The 19,015-nt window shown below is 63.6% G+C and carries 16 protein-coding genes; 8 read left to right on the plus strand and 8 right to left on the minus strand.

Features of this window, described 5'->3' with window-relative positions:
• Positions 1 to 169 precede the first annotated feature (169 nt).
• Entirely contained in the window at positions 170 to 757 is a 588-nt protein-coding gene (locus OUZ45_RS19200) for a DUF4337 domain-containing protein (protein WP_266171934.1), read from the minus strand.
• 683 nt (positions 758 to 1,440) lie between these two features.
• Here OUZ45_RS19200 and OUZ45_RS19205 point away from each other — a divergent pair.
• Positions 1,441 to 1,716, plus strand: coding sequence for a hypothetical protein (locus tag OUZ45_RS19205; RefSeq protein ID WP_266171935.1), 276 nt, complete (start codon positions 1,441 to 1,443; stop codon positions 1,714 to 1,716).
• Between the two features lie 131 nt (positions 1,717 to 1,847).
• Positions 1,848 to 3,527, plus strand: a complete 1,680-nt coding sequence (locus OUZ45_RS19210) for an amidohydrolase (protein WP_266171936.1) — start codon at positions 1,848 to 1,850, stop codon at positions 3,525 to 3,527.
• Positions 3,528 to 3,567: 40 nt separating this feature from the next.
• On the opposite strand, the gene OUZ45_RS19215 is transcribed toward OUZ45_RS19210, so the two are convergent.
• Positions 3,568 to 4,152, minus strand: a complete 585-nt coding sequence (locus tag OUZ45_RS19215; protein WP_266171937.1) for an FMN-dependent NADH-azoreductase — start codon at positions 4,150 to 4,152, stop codon at positions 3,568 to 3,570.
• A 115-nt stretch (positions 4,153 to 4,267) separates the two neighbouring features.
• Here OUZ45_RS19215 and OUZ45_RS19220 point away from each other — a divergent pair, with 115 nt between their 5' ends.
• Genes OUZ45_RS19220 through OUZ45_RS19230 form a run of 3 tightly spaced genes read left to right on the plus strand, consistent with a single transcriptional unit; the run spans position 4,268 to position 7,219 of the window.
• Positions 4,268 to 5,233: a LysR substrate-binding domain-containing protein gene (locus OUZ45_RS19220; RefSeq protein WP_266171938.1), complete on the plus strand. Its 966-nt coding sequence runs from the start codon at positions 4,268 to 4,270 to the stop codon at positions 5,231 to 5,233.
• Positions 5,234 to 5,282: 49 nt separating this feature from the next.
• The gene (locus OUZ45_RS19225) at positions 5,283 to 6,428 is read left to right on the plus strand and encodes a pyridoxal phosphate-dependent aminotransferase (protein WP_266171939.1); all 1,146 of its coding nucleotides are present in this window, start codon (positions 5,283 to 5,285) and stop codon (positions 6,426 to 6,428) included.
• Positions 6,416 to 7,219: an amidohydrolase gene (locus OUZ45_RS19230; RefSeq protein WP_266171940.1), complete on the plus strand. Its 804-nt coding sequence runs from the start codon at positions 6,416 to 6,418 to the stop codon at positions 7,217 to 7,219. Before OUZ45_RS19225 ends, OUZ45_RS19230 begins: the two co-directional genes overlap by 13 nt.
• A 139-nt stretch (positions 7,220 to 7,358) precedes the next feature.
• On the opposite strand, the gene arsC is transcribed toward OUZ45_RS19230, so the two are convergent.
• The 4 genes from arsC to OUZ45_RS19250 are packed head-to-tail and all read right to left on the minus strand — an operon-like array spanning position 7,359 to position 11,195.
• Positions 7,359 to 7,709, minus strand: coding sequence for an arsenate reductase (glutaredoxin) (arsC, locus tag OUZ45_RS19235; protein ID WP_266171941.1), 351 nt, complete (start codon positions 7,707 to 7,709; stop codon positions 7,359 to 7,361).
• Positions 7,710 to 7,725: 16 nt separating this feature from the next.
• The gene (locus OUZ45_RS19240; protein ID WP_266171942.1) at positions 7,726 to 9,330 is read right to left on the minus strand and encodes a pseudouridine synthase; all 1,605 of its coding nucleotides are present in this window, start codon (positions 9,328 to 9,330) and stop codon (positions 7,726 to 7,728) included.
• The gene (scpB, locus tag OUZ45_RS19245; protein ID WP_266171943.1) at positions 9,327 to 10,253 is read right to left on the minus strand and encodes an SMC-Scp complex subunit ScpB; all 927 of its coding nucleotides are present in this window, start codon (positions 10,251 to 10,253) and stop codon (positions 9,327 to 9,329) included. Before scpB ends, OUZ45_RS19240 begins: the two co-directional genes overlap by 4 nt.
• A gap of 36 nt (positions 10,254 to 10,289) precedes the next feature.
• On the minus strand, positions 10,290 to 11,195 hold the full coding sequence (locus OUZ45_RS19250; protein ID WP_266171944.1) for a segregation and condensation protein A: 906 nt from the start codon (positions 11,193 to 11,195) through the stop codon (positions 10,290 to 10,292).
• 542 nt (positions 11,196 to 11,737) lie between these two features.
• Here OUZ45_RS19250 and dinB point away from each other — a divergent pair.
• Together dinB and OUZ45_RS19260 are read left to right on the plus strand one after the other, a co-directional pair.
• The gene (dinB, locus tag OUZ45_RS19255; protein WP_266171945.1) at positions 11,738 to 12,913 is read left to right on the plus strand and encodes a DNA polymerase IV; all 1,176 of its coding nucleotides are present in this window, start codon (positions 11,738 to 11,740) and stop codon (positions 12,911 to 12,913) included.
• Between the two features lie 81 nt (positions 12,914 to 12,994).
• Positions 12,995 to 13,366 (plus strand): PilZ domain-containing protein, encoded by a 372-nt coding sequence (locus OUZ45_RS19260; RefSeq protein WP_266171946.1) that lies wholly within the window; start codon positions 12,995 to 12,997, stop codon positions 13,364 to 13,366.
• Positions 13,367 to 13,502: 136 nt separating this feature from the next.
• Here the strand turns inward: OUZ45_RS19260 and OUZ45_RS19265 are convergent, their stop codons facing one another.
• A complete protein-coding gene (locus OUZ45_RS19265; protein WP_266171947.1) occupies positions 13,503 to 15,194 on the minus strand; it encodes an AMP-binding protein in 1,692 nt (563 codons plus the stop codon).
• A 129-nt stretch (positions 15,195 to 15,323) separates the two neighbouring features.
• On the opposite strand from OUZ45_RS19265, the gene OUZ45_RS19270 reads away from it, so the two are divergent.
• Entirely contained in the window at positions 15,324 to 15,770 is a 447-nt protein-coding gene (locus OUZ45_RS19270) for a hypothetical protein (RefSeq protein ID WP_266171948.1), read from the plus strand.
• Positions 15,771 to 15,990: 220 nt separating this feature from the next.
• Here the strand turns inward: OUZ45_RS19270 and acnA are convergent, their stop codons facing one another.
• A complete protein-coding gene (acnA, locus tag OUZ45_RS19275) occupies positions 15,991 to 18,741 on the minus strand; it encodes an aconitate hydratase AcnA (RefSeq protein ID WP_266171949.1) in 2,751 nt (916 codons plus the stop codon).
• Between the last annotated feature and the right edge of the window lie 274 nt (positions 18,742 to 19,015).

Below are 19,015 nucleotides of genomic sequence, written 5' to 3' on the forward strand. Positions count from 1 at the left end.
GCATGCGCAAGCTATTAACCGTGCTCAACGCCATGGTTCGCGACAACGCCTCGTGGCATCTGGAACATGCGACATCCGCTTGACTGCCAACACAGTTGCTCACCTCAATCCTCTCCCCCGTGCACAAATCGGTGAACGGGGGAGAGGAGGCGAAGGCAAGGTCAGGGGCTCAGAGAGCGCTGACGAACGCATAAGCGAACAACGCACAGCCCACCAACCCTAGAGCGACCGAGGCCCACCAGGCCGGGCGCTTGCGCGTGAGGGCGGCCACCGCACCGAGTGCGATACCTACCTGCAACAGCGCCACCGCTTCCGCATAACGATGATGCTGATGCATCAGGTGATCGGCCTCGGCCGATTTGGCGTCGCGCTCGTGTTCGAGTTCGCGAGCCTGGACATCGATTTCGTGCTGTTCCTTGAGGTAGCGGGCCTCATTCTCGGCGAGGTTGGCCGGAGGCGGCTTGTCCACCGCCGTCCAGGCGCCTTGCGCGTTGTGGGCTATCGCGGCCTTGAGGCCTTTCGCCTGGTAATACGCCCACGCATCCGAAGCCTTGGCCTGCAGCGCAGTGGCTTCGGTCTTGAGGATCAGGGCTTCGTTCGCCGTGCTGCCAGCCTGGAGGGAGGTAATGGCGGCCAACGCTGCGAACACCGCCGTGCTGAGCGCAATGGTGCGAAGCAGGTTGCCGCTTTCGCGCTCGACCTCTTCCGCGATGGCCTCGCGGAGCTTGTCGGTATCGATTTCAATCTCTTCGGGCATGGTGTGCGAATCCCCTGGGGCTGGTGGGCGCATTCTACGCGCGCGGTACACATCCTTCGGAATGAGTCGCTTGATGGCGGCACGCTTTCTTGTGATCGGACAAGTCGCGTGGGAAAAAACTTACATGGATGTGCGGCGATCTCCGCTTGGTCGGGCCTGGGGATCGGAGCAAGCTTTCCATGCCCCGCGAGTCCGGCGGTGGGCGAGCCCCGCCTGCGCCAGCCGATGACCGGGGTGTTTTTCTGCATAGCTCATGCCCCTGAGCCTACGCTTGGCGCCCCGCAGTCTGGGGGCGCCTTTTCTATTTGGGGCGACGCTTTCCGCTGCCGTTCCGGTCGGGTCGCACAGTGATGTCTCCGGAAGATCAGAGCGGACATCGTAGGTCGGCCGCCTTGGTTGAGCACCTTCAGTTCGCGTCGGGCGAGATACCCATGGGTGAGAATGCTCTTGGATCATTTGAGCAAAAACATAGGCTTGAGTTCTGATTCTGAGGCGGGAAGGGCGAGGTTTCAGGTCGTAATCGCGGTAGTTCCAACGCGTGATCTAGATAGAACTGACATGTAAGTAGTCTCTCGCCTACAAGTATTTGCGTCGGTAGCCGATAGGACGAAACCGATAAGAAAGGCACTCTTTCGTGGCTCGGTAAGTCAGGCAGAGGCGGCTTCGTCCGTTGGAATCTTCCGATGACCCAGTGTTCTTATTCCTGCCCAGGTGCGCAGATGATCATTTACTCGCTTAAGCAGTCCGATGAAGGCCATTGGAGTGTGTGTCGTTTGGGCTTTTCCCTGTTCAGCAATCTTCGACTGGGGCCGGCCATTACCTTGGCGCGCGAAGTAGCGCGCGACGAACACGCACGATCGGGGCGCCCGGTGTGCGTCGAGATGTCGGGCCCGGAATCCACGATCCGGCTGGCTCAATACGCGCGGCCTCAGCCGGAACCTTTCGTCGCCGCCGCTTGATGGTCGAAGCGGGAGTACCACGCCGGTTTTTCGCGTGGAGATAGTGCGTGGGCCTCAACGCTTGGCCCCGCCGCTTGTTTCACTTTATCGATCTAGGCAAAGTGCCCCGGTCTATCTGCCGGATTCCGCTCATGCCTATGTCGATCCGCCGCATCGCCGCCACTGTGCTGGCGATGGCCGTTCTGCCGCTGCAAGCGGCCACCTTGTTGATTAATGCACACGTGCACACGCTGGATCCGGACAAGCCGGAGGCCAGCGCGCTGGCTTGGGGGGATGACGGTCGTCTGCTGGCCGTGGGCAGCGCCAACGAATTGCAGGCGCAGTACCGCGATGCCAAGCAGGTGGATGCGCGTGGCGCGACGGTGATTCCCGGTCTTATCGATGCGCATGGGCACCTGCTCTCGCTCGGCACGATTCGCAGCCAGGCGGACCTGGTCGGTGCGCGCTCCAAGGCGGAGGTGCTGAAGCGTTTGCAAGCCTGGGCCGCCAAGCTGCCGAAGGATGCATGGCTGGTCGGTCACGGCTGGGATCAGAACCTGTGGCCGGAGAAGCATTTTCCGAGCGCAGCGGATCTGGATGCGGCGTTCCCCGATCGCCCTGTGTACCTGGAGCGCATCGACGGCCACGCGTCATGGGCGAACACGGCGGCGATGAAGCAGGCGAAGAAGTCGCTCGATGGCGATTGGCAGCCGGATGGCGGCCGCATTCTTCGCGTGGGCCAGCGAGCCAGTGGCGTGTTGGTGGATGGTGCGCAAGCGCTGGTGGGGGATGCCATTCCGCCGCTGACGCCTGCACAGACACGCGAGGCCTATCAGCGCGCTTTCAAGGAAGCCGTGGCCGCGGGTCTGACCGGCGTGCACGACGCAGGCGTGAGCCTGGAAGATTTCAAGGTGCTGCAGCAGATGGCGAAGAACGGCGAGATTCCGTTGCGCCTCTACGAGATGGCCGACGGCAATCACGCAGCGCTGGATTGGCTGTGCGCGCAAGGCGGGCAGTGGGCCGACCCAAACGGTCGCCTGCGCATGCACACCGTGAAGCTGTACATGGACGGTGCCCTGGGCAGTCGCGGTGCGGCGTTGCTTACTGACTACAGCGACGATCATGGCAACCGCGGCATCTTTGTGACTTCACCGGAGGATTACCGCGTGGCTGTGGAAAAGGCGCATGGCTGCAAGGTGCAGGTGGCAACGCATGCGATCGGCGATCGCGGCAACCGTACGGTGCTGGACATCTACCAGGCTGTGCTGGGCAAAGATGCGGACACCGATCACCGCTGGCGCGTGGAGCACGCGCAAATCGTCGCGCTGGACGACATTCCGCGTTTCGGCAAGCTGCGCCTGATTGCTTCGATGCAGCCGACCCACGCCACGTCCGATATGCCGTGGGCGGAGCAGCGTCTCGGCGCCACGCGTTTGAAGGGCGCCTATGCCTGGCAGCGCTTTTTGCATGAGCGCGTGCCGCTGGCGTTCGGTTCGGATTTCCCGGTGGAGAGCGTAAACCCGATGCTGGGGTTGTATGCCGCGATCACGCGGCAGGATCTGGCGGGCCAGCCGCCAGGCGGTTGGCTGCCGGACCAGAAAGTCAGCCGTATCCAGGCGCTGGTCGGGTTCACGCGCGCCGCGGCCTATGCGTCCTTCATGGATCACGAGGTGGGCATGCTCAAGGCGGGCATGCGCGCGGACTTCGTGATGCTCGATGCCGATCCGCTGACCATCGAGCCGCGCCAGATAGCTGACCTGAAACCGCTGAGCACCTGGGTGGACGGCAAGGCGGTTTACCGCGCCGACGAAAAAGCCAACACCGCGCGGTGATCTGCGCGGCGTTGGCCTGGGGGGAGGGGAGCTGCCGTGCTTAGGCGGCCTTGCGGGCCATGACGCCGATCGAAGCCTGGGCAGTCGTCAGCGCCTCGGCCTTGTGGTCGGCGCTGACGTTGACGCCTTCCGCACGGACGAATTCCACGTCGGTGATGCCGATGAAGCCGAGTACGGTGCGCAGGTAGGGTTCCTGGAAATCCATCGGCGCGCCGGCCGTGCCTTCGCTATAGATGCCACCGCGGCTGGAGGCGATGATCACGCGCTTGCCCTTGGCCAGGCCCTCGGGGCCGTTCTCGGTGTAGCGGAAGGTCTTGCCGGCCACCAGCACGCGGTCGATCCAGGCCTTCAGTGCGCTCGGGATCGAGAAGTTGTACATCGGGGCACCGAGCACGATGACATCGGCGGCGAGGAATTCCTCCATCACGTCGTTGCCGAGCAGGGCGGCCGGATCGGCGGCGTCGGCCACAGGAGTCCAATGCGGCAGGGGCTGAGCGATCAGGTCGCGATAGGTGACTCGGGTACCCGGCTGTTCGCGGACCAGCTCGGCTACGATGGAAGCGGTGAGGCCGCGGGAAACGGAATGGTTGCCCAGCGAGCTGGCGTCGATATGCAGGAGTTTCATGGCAATTCCTCGATCACGAGCCGGTCTGGCCGGCGACGGGAATAACGATATACTTTGAACAATGGATCGATAAGACAGCGCTTCTAGAACTAATTGTTCGATATTGGAAACAGTGATGACCGTACTGGATGGCGCCCTGCAGGATCTGAACGACCTGTACTTCTTTGCCTCGGTGGTGGAGCACAGTGGTTTCTCGGCCGCGGGCCGTGCGCTGGGCATTCCCAAGTCCCGCCTGAGCAAGCGCATCGCGCAGTTGGAAGAACGCCTCGGCGTGCGCCTGTTGCAGCGGACCACCCGGCGTTTCGTGGTGACTGAAGTCGGTGAGCGCTTTTACACGCATTGCCGCGCCGTGCTGGAAGAAGCGCGGGCTGCGCAGGATGCGGTGGACGAACTACGAGCCGAGCCGCGCGGCGTGGTGCGCGTGAGCTGCCCGAACTCGCTGGCGCAGACCATCGTGGCGCAAGTGCTGCCAGACTTCCTCGCGCAGCATCCCAAGGTGCAGGTGCGCCTGCAGGCGACCAACCGTCGAGTGGATTTGATTGGCGAGGGTGTGGACGTGGCTATCCGCGTGCGCAGCAAGCTGGATACGGATGCCACCCTGGTCATGCGTACCTTCGGCCAGTCGCGCGTGTTGCTGGTGGCCAGCCCGACCTTGCTGAAACAGGTCGGCCGGCCGCAGGTGCCCGGCGATCTGTCGGCCATCCCCGCGCTGGCCATGAACGAGCACGAAGGTGCGCAGAGCTGGGAACTGCTCGATGCGCAGGGCGAGCGGACGGTGGTCGACATCAAGCCGCGTTTGATCTGCGGCGATTTCGCGGTGCTGCTGGAATCAGCGCGACGTGGTGTCGGCATCACGCTGTTACCTGAGTTCGTGTGCGCGCCGGCGATTATGTGTGGCGATCTGGAAGTGGTGCTGCCGGACTGGAGCGTGCCGCAGGGCACCATGCACTTCGTCTATCCCAGCCGCCGTGGCCTGTTGCCGGGTGTGCGTGCCTTCGTGGATTTCCTGGCGGACCGGCTGCCCACCGCCACCCTGCAGACTCAAGAGGACTGCACTAAGCGGCCGCTTACGCCAGTCTGAATTGCACCGCGTGCTAGCATCCCGTTTGGCCTTCCAAACCTCCGAGCCCATGCATATCGAAACCAAGCTTCCGAAGGTGGGTACCACCATCTTCAGTGTGATGAGTCAGCTTGCGCTGGAACACAAAGCCGTCAATCTGGGGCAGGGTTTTCCCGATTTCGAGCCGCCGCAAGCGTTGCGCGATGCGATTACGCGTGCGATGGCCGAAGGTCGCAATCAGTATGCACCGGGTATCGGGCTGGCACCGCTGCGCGAACAGATCGCGCTGAAGACCGAGCGCATGTATGGGCGCAAGGTCAGCGCCGATACCGACGTTACCGTGACTTCCGGTGCCACTGAGGCACTGTTTTCCGCGATCGCCGCCGTGGTGCGTGCGGGCGACGAAGTGATCGTGTTCGATCCAGCCTACGACAGCTACGAGCCGGCAATCGACCTGCAGGGCGCGAAGGCCGTGCATATCCCGCTGACCGTGCCGAGCTTCTCCATCGACTGGCAGCGTGTACGCGATGCCATCACGCCGCGTACGCGGATGATCCTGATCAACAGCCCGCACAATCCGTCGGGCGCTGTGTTGTCGGCGGCCGATCTTGATGCGTTGGCCGCGATCGTGCGCGATACGGAGATCGTGGTGCTCTCCGATGAAGTGTACGAACACATCGTGTTCGACGGCGCGCACCACCAGAGCGTGTTGCGCCATGCCGAGCTGGCCGAGCGCAGCATCGTGGTGTCCTCGTTCGGCAAGACTTATCACTGCACTGGCTGGAAACTCGGTTATGCCGTGGCGCCGAAGGCGTTGTCGGCGGAGTTCCGCAAGGTGCACCAATACCTCACGTTCTGCACCTTCCATCCGGCGCAGCTCGCGTTCGCGGAATTCATGGTCAGCACGCCGGAACACTATCTGGAGCTTCCGGCGTTCTACCAGGAAAAGCGCGACCGCTTCCGCGCGCTGCTCAAGCCGTCGCGACTGAAATTGCTCGATGTGCCGGGCGGTTACTTCCAGTTGGTCGATTACTCGGCGATTCGCGACGAGCCGGACGTGGCCTTCTGCGAGTGGCTGGTGAAAGAGGGCGGCGTGGCAGCGATCCCGTTGGCGCCGTTCTATGAGACCGCGCCCGATACGCGACTGGTGCGCCTGTGCTTCGCCAAGAGCGATGCCACGATGGAGGCTGCGGCGGAGCGTCTATGCAAACTCTGAGAGTGAGCTTGGTGCAAGGTGCCACGCGCTGGCACGATGCGCCGGCCAATCGCGAATACTACGGGGCGCTGGCACGTAGCGTGGCCGGCCAGAGCGATCTGATCGTGTTGCCGGAGACGTTCCTTTCCGGCTTCAGCAACGACACGCGCGCCAGCGCCGAAACCATGGATGGCGAAGGCGTGGCATGGCTGCGCGCGCTGGCGGGCGAAGTGAATGCGGTGATCTGTGGCAGTCTCGCGATTCGCGAGGGCGACACGGTATACAACCGCCTGCTATGGGTGCGGCCCGATGGCAGCTATGCGCAATACGATAAGCGACATCTGTTCCGCATGGCCGGCGAGCACACACGCTATGGCGGCGGCAGCGAACGGCTCATCGTCGAGTTGAAGGGATGGCGGATTCTGCCGCAGGTCTGCTACGACCTGCGCTTCCCGGTGTGGCTACGCAATCGTCGCCTGGAAAGTGCCGCGGGCGGTATGGAATACGACCTCGCCTTGTTCGTCGCCAATTGGCCGGCGCCGCGTCGGCAGCCGTGGCGCACACTGCTGCGTGCGCGTGCGATCGAAAACCTGAGCTACGTGGTCGGCGTCAATCGCGTGGGCGTGGATGGCAACGATCATCCCTATGCGGGTGATAGCGCAGTGCTTGATCCGATCGGCGAGCCGCTGCTGGAACTGGGTTCGCAGGAACAAGTGGTGACGGTGACGCTCGATCCCGCGCCGCTGCTTGCACATCGCGAACGCTTTCCCGCTTGGATGGACGCGGACGAGTTTTCGTTGCGCCTGGACTAAGCGCCCGCCCGCAATCCCTGTAGGAGCGCACCCTGTGCGCGACAGGCTTCCGACGAATGAACCGCCGCCCTGGTCGCCCACAGGGTGGGCTCCTACAGATACGCAAAGGCCGCCTTTCGGGCGGCCTTTGTTCGTGCGTTCAAAGAATGTCGAGGACGGCTTCGGGCGGACGGCCCAGCGCGGCTTTGCCGTTAACGACGACGATCGGGCGCTCGATCAAGCGCGGATGCGTAGCCATCGCTTCGATCAATGCGGTGTCACTTAGCGTGGGATCGTCCAATCCAAGTTCGGTGTACTCGGATTCACCCTTGCGGATCAGCTCGCGCGGGGTCATGCCGAGCTGATCGAGGAGCTGGTTGAGCTCCTCTGCGCTGGGCGGCGTGTCGAGGTAGTTGATCACCTCGCATGCGCAACCGCGCTCCTGCAGCAGGGCCAAGGTGGCGCGCGACTTGGAGCAGCGGTTGTTGTGGTAGATGCGGACGTCGGTCATGGGGCTGCGTCAGCGCTCAACGATTGCCGCTGCCGCCGCGATTGCCGCCACGTCCACCACCGCCACCGCCGTGCGGGCGACCACCGCCACTACCGCCACCACCATGCGGACGGCCACCGCCGCCGCCATGGCCTTGCGGGCGATTACCACCACGTGACTGAGGACGGCCACCCTGGCCTTGGCCTGGACGACCGGCGCCAGCAGCGCCTGCCTGGCCACGGCTACCGCCGCCAGCAGCGCCTGCCGGACCGCGGTTACCGCCGCCAGCCGCACCTGCCGGACCACGGTTGCCGCCACCGGGGCCGCGATTGCCACCGCCAAAACCAGTGTAGGGGCTGCCGCTGCGACCTTCGCCGGTACGCGCACCGGCCGGCTTGCCGGCGCCACCGGTACGACGATTGTTGCCGCCACCGGCGTAACCACCGCCGCCTGCCTGGCCACCACCGTAGCCGCCGCGGCCACCTTCGCGACCGCCTTCACGGCTTTCACCGGCAAACCAGGTGCGAACCGACGGCAGCTCCTGACCAGGGGCCACGCCGCGCTTGCCGCCCGTTTTGCGGCGACCGGCGCCAGCTTGGGGGCCGCGCTCGGGGCGAGCCACGTTGCCGTTCACTTCCTTGCCCGGATGGCGGCGCTGCTGCTTGCCGCGTACGGGTTCTTCGCGGATGCGGTCGAAGGCGCGCAGTTCGCGGGCCTCGTCGTGATGGGCGCTGCTCCATGCGGTGCCGGTGCCGCGCTCCGGACGGTATTCGGTGACATTGCGGGTGGCGCGGCGCTGGTGCAGCACGGGACTCAAGGTGAGCACCGGCTGCGGTGCGCCCAGACCGCTGACCTGGCGCAGCTGCTTGACGGCTTCCTCGCCCAAGGCTTCGCAGTCGCCGCGGCGCAGTGCGCGCGGCAGTTCCACGCTGCCGTAGCGGATGCGCTTGAGGCGGCTGACCAGGAAGCCCTGCGAATCCCACAAGCGGCGCACTTCGCGGTTGCGGCCTTCACGGATCACCACACGGAACCAGCTGTGGCTGCCGCCGCGGCTGATCACGGCGATTTCGTCGAAGCGGGCAGGGCCATCTTCCAGCTCCACCCCGGCTTTCAGCTTCTCGATGATTTCGTCCGGCACTTCGCCGTGCACGCGGCAGAGGTACTCGCGCTCAAGGCCGCTGCGCGGATGCATCAGTGCGTTGGCCAGCTCGCCATCGGTGGTGAGTAGCAGCAGGCCGGTGGTGTTGATGTCGAGGCGGCCCACGGCGACCCAGCGCGCGCCCTTCAGTCGCGGTAGCTGTTCGAACACGGTGGGACGGCCTTCGGGATCGTCGCGAGTGGTCATCACGCCTTCGGGCTTGTGATAGACCAGCACTTCGGTTTCGTCGCGGTTGTCGGTGGCGACGACGAACTGCTTGCCGTCCAGCACCACGCGGTCACCTGCGTGCACGCTCGCGCCAATGCCGGCGGCGGCACCATTCACTTCGACATCGCCGGCCTGGATGCGCTGTTCGAGCATGCGGCGCGAGCCGAGTCCGGCATTGGCCAGTACTTTATGCAGGCGCTCTTCCAGGGCGGGCGTGGTGGCGTCGGTGCGCGATTCGCGCTTAAGGGTCAAAACGGATTTTTGCGGCGCATTCATGCGCGGTACTCCTCGGTATCTTTCGTGGCGTCGCCGTGGTCGGCGTCCGCGGGGTTCCCTGCCTCGGCGGCAGTGACGGTATGGGTCTCGGCAGGCGTGGCCTCGCCGGGTTCGGAAGGCGCAGTGTCGGTCGCGGCCGTCTGCGTGTACTCGGTGACCGGTTCGAGCGGGGCGTGAGCCTCGTCTTCGATGGCGGTTTCAGTGTGATGTTCCTGGCCGGCGACGTTGAATTCGATGTCGTCGGTGTCTTCGTTCGGGGTTTCGTGCGGGGCTTCTTTTGGTGTGGCTTCCGCGCCACTGTCTTCAGTGCTTTCGAGTTCCTCGTCGGGATCGATCGGCAGGTCGCGGACGACGCGTACCGGCATCGGTTCCTCGACGAAACGCAGTTGCGGATCTTCCATGTCGCGGATTTCGGAAAGCGGTGGCAATTCGTCCAGCGACTTCAGGTTGAAGTAGTCAAGGAAGGCGCGGGTGGTGCCGAACAGCGCCGGTTTGCCGGGCACGTCGCGGTGGCCCACCACGCGGATCCATTCGCGCTCTTCCAGCGTCTTGACGATGTTGGAGGACACTACCACGCCGCGGATCTGTTCGATTTCCGGCCGGGTGATCGGCTGGCGGTAGGCGATCAGCGAGAGCGTTTCCAGCAAGGCGCGGGAGTAGCGGCTGGGCTTTTCGGTCCACATCCGCGAGATCCACGGGTGCACGTCCTGGCGCACCTGGTAGCGGAAGCCGGAGGCCACTTCGCGCAGCTCCACGCCGCGACCGGTGCAATCCTCGGCCAGCGCTTCCAGCGCTTTGGCGATCTGCTCGCGGTCGACTTCGTCTTCCTCGCTGAACAGGTCGCCCAGCTGCTGCACGTTCATCGGCTGGCTGGCGGCGAGCAATGCCGCTTCGATAATGTTTTTGAGTTGCTCGATCTGCATGGCCTTGATCGGATGCGGATGCTTTCAGGTACCGACTCAGTCGGCGGCGGAGGCCCGTTCGGGGGCGGCCTCTTCGAGAATTTCTTCGGCGTGCGAGATTTTTGCCTTCACGTAGATCGGAGCCAGCGGCTCCTCCTGCACGATTTCCACAAGCATTTCCTTGGCCAACTCCAGCATGGCCAGAAAGGTCACCACCACGCCGAGCCGGCCTTCCGTGACGTCGAACAGCGTCTCGAAGCGGTGGAAGGTGCTGTCGTCGAGCTTGCTCAGCAGTTCGCCCATGCGCTGGCGCACACTGAGCGCCTCGCGCTTGATGGCGTGATGTCCGAACAGTTCGGCGCGGTGCATCACATCCTTGAGCGCCAGCAACAGCTCCTTCAGATCCAGCGGCGGCGGCAGCTTGATGACCGTGCGCTCGCCGGTATCGGCGTGTACGGCCACCGTGTCGCGTTCCATGCGGGGCAGGGCTTCGATGTCTTCCGCCGCCTTCTTGAAGCGTTCGTACTCCTGCAATCTGCGTACCAGTTCGGCGCGGGGGTCTTCCTCGATGCCTTCTTCCGCAGGCGGGCGAGGCAGCAGCAGGCGCGATTTGATCTCCGCCAGGATGGCCGCCATCAGCAGGTATTCGGCGGCCAGCTCCAAGCGCATCACGTCGCGCATCATGTCGATATAGGTCATGTATTGCCGGGTGATCTCGGCAATCGGAATATCGAGAATGTCCAGGTTCTGCCGGCGGATCAGGTAGAGCAGAAGATCTAACGGCCCTTCGAACGCCTCCAGGATGACTTCCAGCGCATCCGGGGGGATATACAGGTCTTGCGGCATCTGCAACATCGGTTCGCCGCGCACGATGGCCAGCGGCATTTCCTGCTGTTGCGGTACCGACGCAAATGCGTCCTGCGGTGCTGTGACCGGCTGAGGCTCGACTGGCTCAGTGCTCATCAATACATGTCGTTGGGCCGTCCATGACGGCTTGCAGTGCGTTCAACACGTTCGGAACCGTTAGGTTCCACCGGCATTCGCTCAGGAATGTCCCCACTCGGGTGGTGGCCATCTGGCGAACACCCGTGAAACTCATCGCACGATGCCTAGCCGAGGCGCAGTAGGCGCCACCGTCGCGGTACCCCTTGATAAAACCGTGCCAGGGCGGTTTCGATCAGGTTGGCCGTGAGTGACCCTTGTGCGCCTCGATCCGGCCGCCTCAATCCGAACCAGGGTCGCGATAAAGGCACAACCCGAAACACGTGATAGCTGCGTCACGAGCTGTTCAAGAGGTCTGCTGAGTGCATCGGGCGGGTGCTTTGGCTGTCGGGACTAGACCGGCAGGCGTGCACCCTCTGACCCACGCGTTGCCAAGATTAGCGGCTGGGCAGCGTCAAGTCTAGGGATGCTCTGACCCATTCTGCGTCTATGCCGCTTGCGCAGAATGGATCAGAGCATCCCTGGTACACAGCTATGGGGTCTCACAGGCAAAATAGCGGGGCATGCCCGCCGCTGAACGCTCGATCATCCACGTCGATATGGACGCCTTCTACGCGGCGGTGGAGCAGCTCGACCGGCCCGAACTGCGTGGCAAAGCGGTGATCGTGGGTGGCCTGGGTCCACGAGGCGTGGTCTCCACCTGCAGCTATGAGGCGCGCCGTTATGGCGTGCGCTCGGCGATGCCGACGGTTCAGGCCCGGCGGCTTTGCCCGGAAGGGATCTACCTGGTGCCGCGCCCGGCCCGCTACGAGGCGCTGTCGGAGCAGGTGTTCGAAGTGTTTCACCAGGTGACGCCCCAGGTCGAAGGCTTATCGCTGGACGAGGCTTTTCTCGATGTCAGCGCCAGTTTGCGGCTGTTGGGGACGGTCGAGGAGATCGGCCGCTGGATCAAGCAGGCCATTCACGAACGCACGGGCCTGATCGCCTCGGTCGGCATGGGGCCCAACAAGCTATTGGCAAAGCTGGCCAGCGAGATCTCCAAGCCGGATGGTTTTTTGCGCCTACGGGCTGGCGAAGCGGCCACCCGGCTGGCCCCGTTGCCGGTGGGGCGCCTGTGGACCGTAGGCAAGGTGACCGAGCAGGCGCTGCATCGTCATGGCATACGCACTATCGGTGAATTGGCAGCATGTGACCCGGCGCGTCTGACCCGTGCGCTCGGACGTCAGGCGGCCATGTTGCAGGCGCTTGCGCGTGGGGAAGACGAGCGCGCGGTAGAGCCCGTGCGGGCCGAACAGTCCATCGGGGCTGAACATACCTTCGATACCGACCTGGAGCAGCGGGTACTGGCCGAATCCTGGCTGTTGCGCCAATGCGAGCGCGTCGCGGCACGCGCCCGGGCAAGGGATTTACGCGGCATCACCGTGACGGTGAAGCTGCGCGAGCCACCGTTTGTCACGTACACGCGCCAAGCCCAATTGGGGGCTCCCAGCGCATCGGTTACCGAGATTTACGAGGTGGCACGCCGCTTGCTTAGCCTCTGGTGGCAGACGCAGTCGAGACCGCGCCTGCGCCTGCTCGGTGTGAGCCTGTCGGGTTTCGGCACGCGGCCACAAGAGGATATGTTCGCTGTCGATTCGAAAGGTGTCGCGACGGATCAGGTGCAGGACCGGATCAATCTGCGCTTTGGTACGGGTAGCCTGGTGCGCGCGGGGATTTTGCGTACGCGTAAGCAGGATTGAAGCCTTGGGGGTGGCCGTAATGCAGGCTACGGGGCAAGGTGGGCGGGCACTGGCGGATCGCAGTGCAACGGGAGGAGTGGCATGACGAAAGCCGACGGCAAAAACAAGGGCAGTTCGGATCCCGAACAACTGCGCCCGGCGCGTATGCGGATCGAGACCACCGTGCTCATGAGCCGCGGTAGCCAGTCGCAGCCCACGGAGTTGGTGGACATCTCCGCTACCGGCGCTTTGTTGCGGCGTCCGCTGGGCTGGCAGGGCGAAGTGGGCCAGAGCTGGATGCTGGACATGATCTTCGGTCATGACCTGCATATTCACCTTGAGGCTCAGGTGGCGCGGGTATCCGATCGCCACATCGGTTTTGCCTACACACGTATTCCGGAGGACAAGCAGGTCCCGTTGTGGAATCTGCTTGGCGGCTACGCCGACATCCTGGAGATGTGGCACGACGAGTGATTCGTCGCGGCGGCCGCGTTGCGCATCCGCGATGCAGCGTTGCGCATGGAGTACCGAGCCTGTTCACTGTCCCGGAGCGGGCTGGCTTATGTGAACAGGCTCTTGGGAACAGGCCTGTGGGATCAGGCTCGTAGGATCAGGCTGAGGTCGCCGCAGATTTCTTCTCGTCGCGCAATTCGCGGCGAAGGATCTTGCCCACGTTGCTCTTGGGTAGCGCGTCGCGGAACTCGATGATCTTGGGACGTTTGTAGCCGGTGAGATTTTCGCGGCAGAACTCCTTGAGCGCTTCGACGGTGAGGTTCGGGTCCTTGCGCACCACGAACAGTTTCACCACTTCGCCCGAATGCTCGTCCGGCACGCCGACCGCAGCCACTTCGGCCACGCCAGGGTGCGTCATCACAATGTCCTCGACTTCGTTCGGATACACGTTGAAGCCGGACACCAGGATCATGTCCTTCTTGCGGTCGACGATGTAGAAATAGCCGTTCTCATCCATCCTGGCGATGTCGCCGGTGTGCAGCCAGCCATCCGCGCCGAGCACCTTGGTGGTTTCGTCCGGGCGCTGCCAGTAACCCTTCATCACCTGCGGGCCGCGGACCATCAACTCACCCGCTTCGCCCATCGGCAGCGGCTGGCCGTCTTCGGACCAGATCGCCACGTCGGTGGAAGGTACGGGCAGGCCGATCGAGCTGTTGTAGTCCTTCAGATCCAATGGATTGATGCATACCGCGGGCGATGTCTCGGTAAGGCCGTACGCTTCGGCTAGCGCGATACCGGTGACCTTCTTCCAGCGCTCCGCCACCGCACGTTGCACGGCCATGCCGCCACCGAGGGTGAGATGCAGGCGCGAGAAATCCACCTCCGCAAAACCTGGCGTATTGAGCAGGCCGTTGAACAGCGTGTTGACGCCGGTGAGTGCGGTGAACTTCGATTTCTTCAGCTCTTTCACGAAACCGGGCATGTCGCGCGGGTTGGTGATCATCCAGTTCAACCCGCCCAGGCGCATGAACACCAGGCCGTTCGCCGTGAGCGAGAAGATGTGATACAGCGGCAGCGCGGTGATGATCACCTCTTCGCCGGGCTTGACGTTGGTGCCGACCCACGCGCCGGCTTGCAGCATGTTCGCCACCATGTTGCCGTGCGTGAGCATGGCACCCTTGGCCACGCCGGTCGTGCCGCCGGTGTACTGCAGGAAGGCGACGTCATCGTGCGTCAGCGTCACCTTCGGCAACGGATGCGGGGCACCTTGCGCCAGTGCGTCGCGGAAGCTCACTGCATGCGGCAGGTTGAAGGCCGGCACCATCTTCTTGACGTGCTTGAGCACGAAGTTGATCAATGCACCCTTGGGGAAGCCCAGCATGTCGCCGATGCCGGTAGTGATGATGTGCTTCACCTCGGTCTCGGCCACGACCTGTTGCAGTGTGGCCGCGAAATTGTCCAGCACCACGATGGCTTTGGCGCCGGCATCTTCCAGCTGATGCTTGAGCTCGCGCGCGGTGTACATCGGGTTGGTGTTGACCACCACCAGGCCGGCGCGCAGCGCGCCGAACAGGGCGATCGGATACTGCAGCACGTTGGGCATCATGATCGCGATGCGATCGCCCTTGGCGAGTTGGAGTACGCCGGTGAGGTAGCCAGCAAACTGGCGGCTCAGTTCATCGACCTGGCCGTAGCTGAGTTGCTTGCCGAAATTGGCGAAGCCCGGGCGATCACGATAGCGCTCAAAGGATTCTTCCAGCACCGCGGCAACGGAGGCGTAGGCGTTGATGTCGATCTGCGGGGGTACGCCATCCGGATAGTGGGCCAGCCACGGACGCTCGTTGCTCATGTTTGATCCTAAGCTCCTGTATCGACAGCCGCGCGTCGCGGCTTGCGTGCGCATGGGGCATCATAATGACGCGGCATTGGAGCATACGCTCGCGTACAGCAGCAAGCCGCGCTGCAACGAGGTTCTTGTATGCCCCGAATGAAGCAAATCGTTCTTTTTCTGACGCTTGCCGTCGGTGTCGTGCTGGCGTTTTCCGGTTGCCACCGTGTGCCCGACGAAGTGCGCATCCGGCAGGCGATCGACGCAGCTGCCCAGGCTGCGGGGCAAGCGGATGCGGGGGCACTTACTGATCCGCTGACCGACGACTTCGACGGCAACGGCGGCATGATGAGCCGCAAGGACTTCGGCAATCTGCTGCGTTTGGCAAAGCTGCGCGGCGAAACCGTGCATGTGGTGATGGGGCCGGTAGACGTCGAGCCGCGCGGCGATCGCTACGTGGCGCGCTTCACCGTGACGCTGGGCAGCGGCGGCAAGTTGTTCCCGGCCGAGCTGGGTGTGTTCAAGGTCGAAACCGGCTGGCGCAGGGAAGGGCGCGACTGGCATTGCTATACGGCAACCTGGACGCAACAGCTGTAAGACGCTTGCTGGAGCGCACCCAGTGCGCGACAAACCGGCAGGACTGCCTGTTTGCACGGCGAAGCCGCCCGAAGGGCGAGGGCCATGGATGGCCGGAGTGAAAAACACCTGATGTCATCGCTTCGTAGGGTTGACGCGCACAGGGTGCGCTCCTACAAAGAGCATCCCGTGCTGACGAAAACGCCGCCCTGGGGCGGCGTTTTCGTCTTGCCTGTCTCGATCAAGCCGCCTTCTTGCTAGCCAGCTGGCGCAGCACGTACTGCAGGATGCCGCCGTGACGGAAGAACTCGCGCTCCTTCGGCGTCAGCAGCAATACCTTCACCGTGAACTCCTTCTTGCTGCCATCCGCGGAGGTTGCGACCACTTTGGCTTCCTTCGACTCGCCGCCGTTCAGGCCAGTGATGTCGAACGTCTCTTTGCCGGTCAGGCCCAGCGACTGCGCGTTCTGGCCGTCGTGGAACTGGCAGGGCAAGACGCCCATGCCGACCAGATTGGAGCGGTGGATGCGCTCGAAGCTCTCGGCAATCACCGCCTTCACACCCAGCAGCAAGGTGCCCTTCGCCGCCCAGTCGCGCGAGGAACCGGTGCCGTATTCCTTGCCGGCCAGCACCACCAGCGGGGTCTTCTCCGCCTTGTACTTCATGGCGGCGTCGTAGATCGCCAGCTGCTCGCCGCTCGGTACATGCAAGGTGTAACCGCCCTCGACGCCGCTGAGCATCAGGTTCTTGATGCGGATATTGGCAAACGTGCCGCGCACCATCACGTCGTCGTTGCCGCGACGCGAGCCGTAGGAGTTGAAGTCTTTCGGGTCCACGCCCTTGCCGATCAGGAAGCGGCCCGCGGGGCTGTCCCGCTTGATCGAGCCGGCCGGCGAGATGTGGTCGGTGGTGATCGAATCGCCGAACAGGCCCAGCACGCGTGCACCGTGGATGTCCTCGATGCTGCCCGCTTCCTTGCTCATGTCGTCGAAGTACGGCGGATTCTTGATGTAAGTGGAGTCGTCCCACTTGAACAGCGCGCCGTCCGGCGAAGCGATGTTGTTCCAGCGGCTATCGCCCTTGAACACGTCGGCGTAGTTCTTCTCGAACATGGCCGGGTTGATCGCACCGGCGATGGTGTCGGAGATCTCTTTGTTGGTCGGCCAGATGTCCTTGAGGTACACCGGTTTGCCGTCGTTGCCCGTGCCGAGCGCGTCCTTGGTCAGGTCGATGTCCAGCGTGCCGGCCAGCGCGTAGGCAACCACCAGCGGTGGCGAAGCCAGGTAGTTCATCTTCACTTCCGGATGCACGCGGCCTTCGAAGTTGCGGTTGCCCGACAGCACCGAGGCCACGGCAAGGTCGCCCTCGGCGATACCGTGGCTGATCTCGACTGGCAACGGGCCGGAGTTACCGATACACGTCGTGCAGCCATAACCGACCACGTAGAAGCCGACCTTCTCCAGCTCCTTCAGCAGGCCGGTTTTCTCGAGGTAGTCGGTGACCACCAGCGAGCCCGGGCCGAGCGAGGGCTTCACCCACGGCTTGGCGGTCAGGCCCTTGGCCGCGGCTTTCTTGGCCAGCAGGCCGGCACCGAGCATCACCGCCGGATTGGAGGTGTTGGTGCAGGAGGTGATCGCGGCGATCACCACGGCGCCATCGCCGAGCTTGAAGCTGTGCCCGTTCCTTTCCACCAGCACGCCGTTCTCGGTGATCGCATTCGCCGGGTTGCCCACGGCGGTGGCGCCACCTTCGTTGGCGAAGTTGGCGGTATCGCCGTTCTTCGACTTGCGGTTGGCGGTCAGCGGGCCCACGGCGTCACGGAAGCTTTGCTGCACGCCTTCCAACAGCACGCGGTCCTGCGGGCGCTTCGGCCCGGCCAGCGATGGCTTCACGTCGGCCAGGTTCAGTTCCAGCGTGGTGGTGAACTGGGCGTGCGGGGTGTTCTCGTCGTGCCACAGGCCCTGGGCCTGGGCGTAGGCTTTGACCAGCTCGATCTGGTCAGCGCTGCGGCCCGACAAGTGCATGTAGTTCAACGCTTCCTGGTCGACCGGGAAGATGCCGCAGGTCGCGCCATATTCCGGTGCCATGTTGGCGATGGTGGCGCGGTCGGCCAGAGGCAGATGCTTGAGCCCGTCGCCGAAGAACTCGACGAACTTGCCCACCACACCGAGCTTGCGCAGCATCTGAGTGACGGTGAGCACGAGGTCGGTGGCGGTGACGCCTTCCGACAGCTTGCCGGTGAGCTTGAAGCCCACCACCTGCGGAATCAGCATCGACGACGGCTGGCCGAGCATCGCGGCCTCAGCCTCGATACCGCCCACGCCCCAGCCCAGCACGCCGATGCCGTTGATCATCGTGGTGTGGGAATCGGTGCCGAACACGGTGTCCGGATAGGCCCAGCTCTCGCCGTCCTTGTCCGCGGTGAACACCACACGAGCCAGATGCTCCAGGTTCACCTGGTGCACGATGCCGGTGCGCGGCGGCACCACTTTGAAATTATTGAAGGCCTTCTGGCCCCAGCGCAGGAAGGAGTAACGCTCCTGATTGCGCTGAAATTCGATCTCGACGTTCTTCTCCAGCGCCGATTCGGAACCGAATACGTCGACCTGCACGGAGTGATCGATCACCAGCTCGGCGGGTGCCAGCGGATTGATCTGGTTGGCATCGCCGCCCAGCTTCACCACCGCATCGCGCATCGCGGCCAGGTCGACCACGCATGGCACGCCGGTGAAATCCTGCAACACCACGCGGGCCGGCATGAAGGCGATCTCGGTATCCGGCTCGGCCTTGGGATCCCATTTGGCCACCGCCTCGATTTCTTTCGAGGTGACGTTGACGCCATCCTCATGGCGCAACAGGTTCTCCAGCAGGATCTTCATCGAATAGGGGAGTTGCTTGAGGTCGAAGCGCTGACCGAGCTTGGCGAGGCTGGCGATCTGATACGAGCTGCCGTTGACCTTGAGGGTGTCGCGGGTGGCGAATGAATCCAGCATGGGACTAACTCCTGTTGCTTTGAGTCTGGCGGACGCACGAGGCGTAGCAGGGGAATCCTAGAGCAGCGAACGTGAGAAGAATTACAAGGAGGCCCGTCTTCCGTTTGGGGATGCTGTGCAGTTTGGGGCAAACGGCGGAGCGTGCAAGCTACCTGTATGGCTATTCCGGCCTTCGGTCATTGCAAGATTTCGAACGCAGCCGGAAACATCGTCTTGCGTTGCGGCACTTGCTGTGCGGCTGGCAAAATAAGCGGCTGAAATGTCGCCAAAAACG

This window comes from Dyella subtropica (genome assembly GCF_026283965.1).
Classification (GTDB): Bacteria; Pseudomonadota; Gammaproteobacteria; order Xanthomonadales; family Rhodanobacteraceae; genus Dyella_D; species Dyella_D subtropica.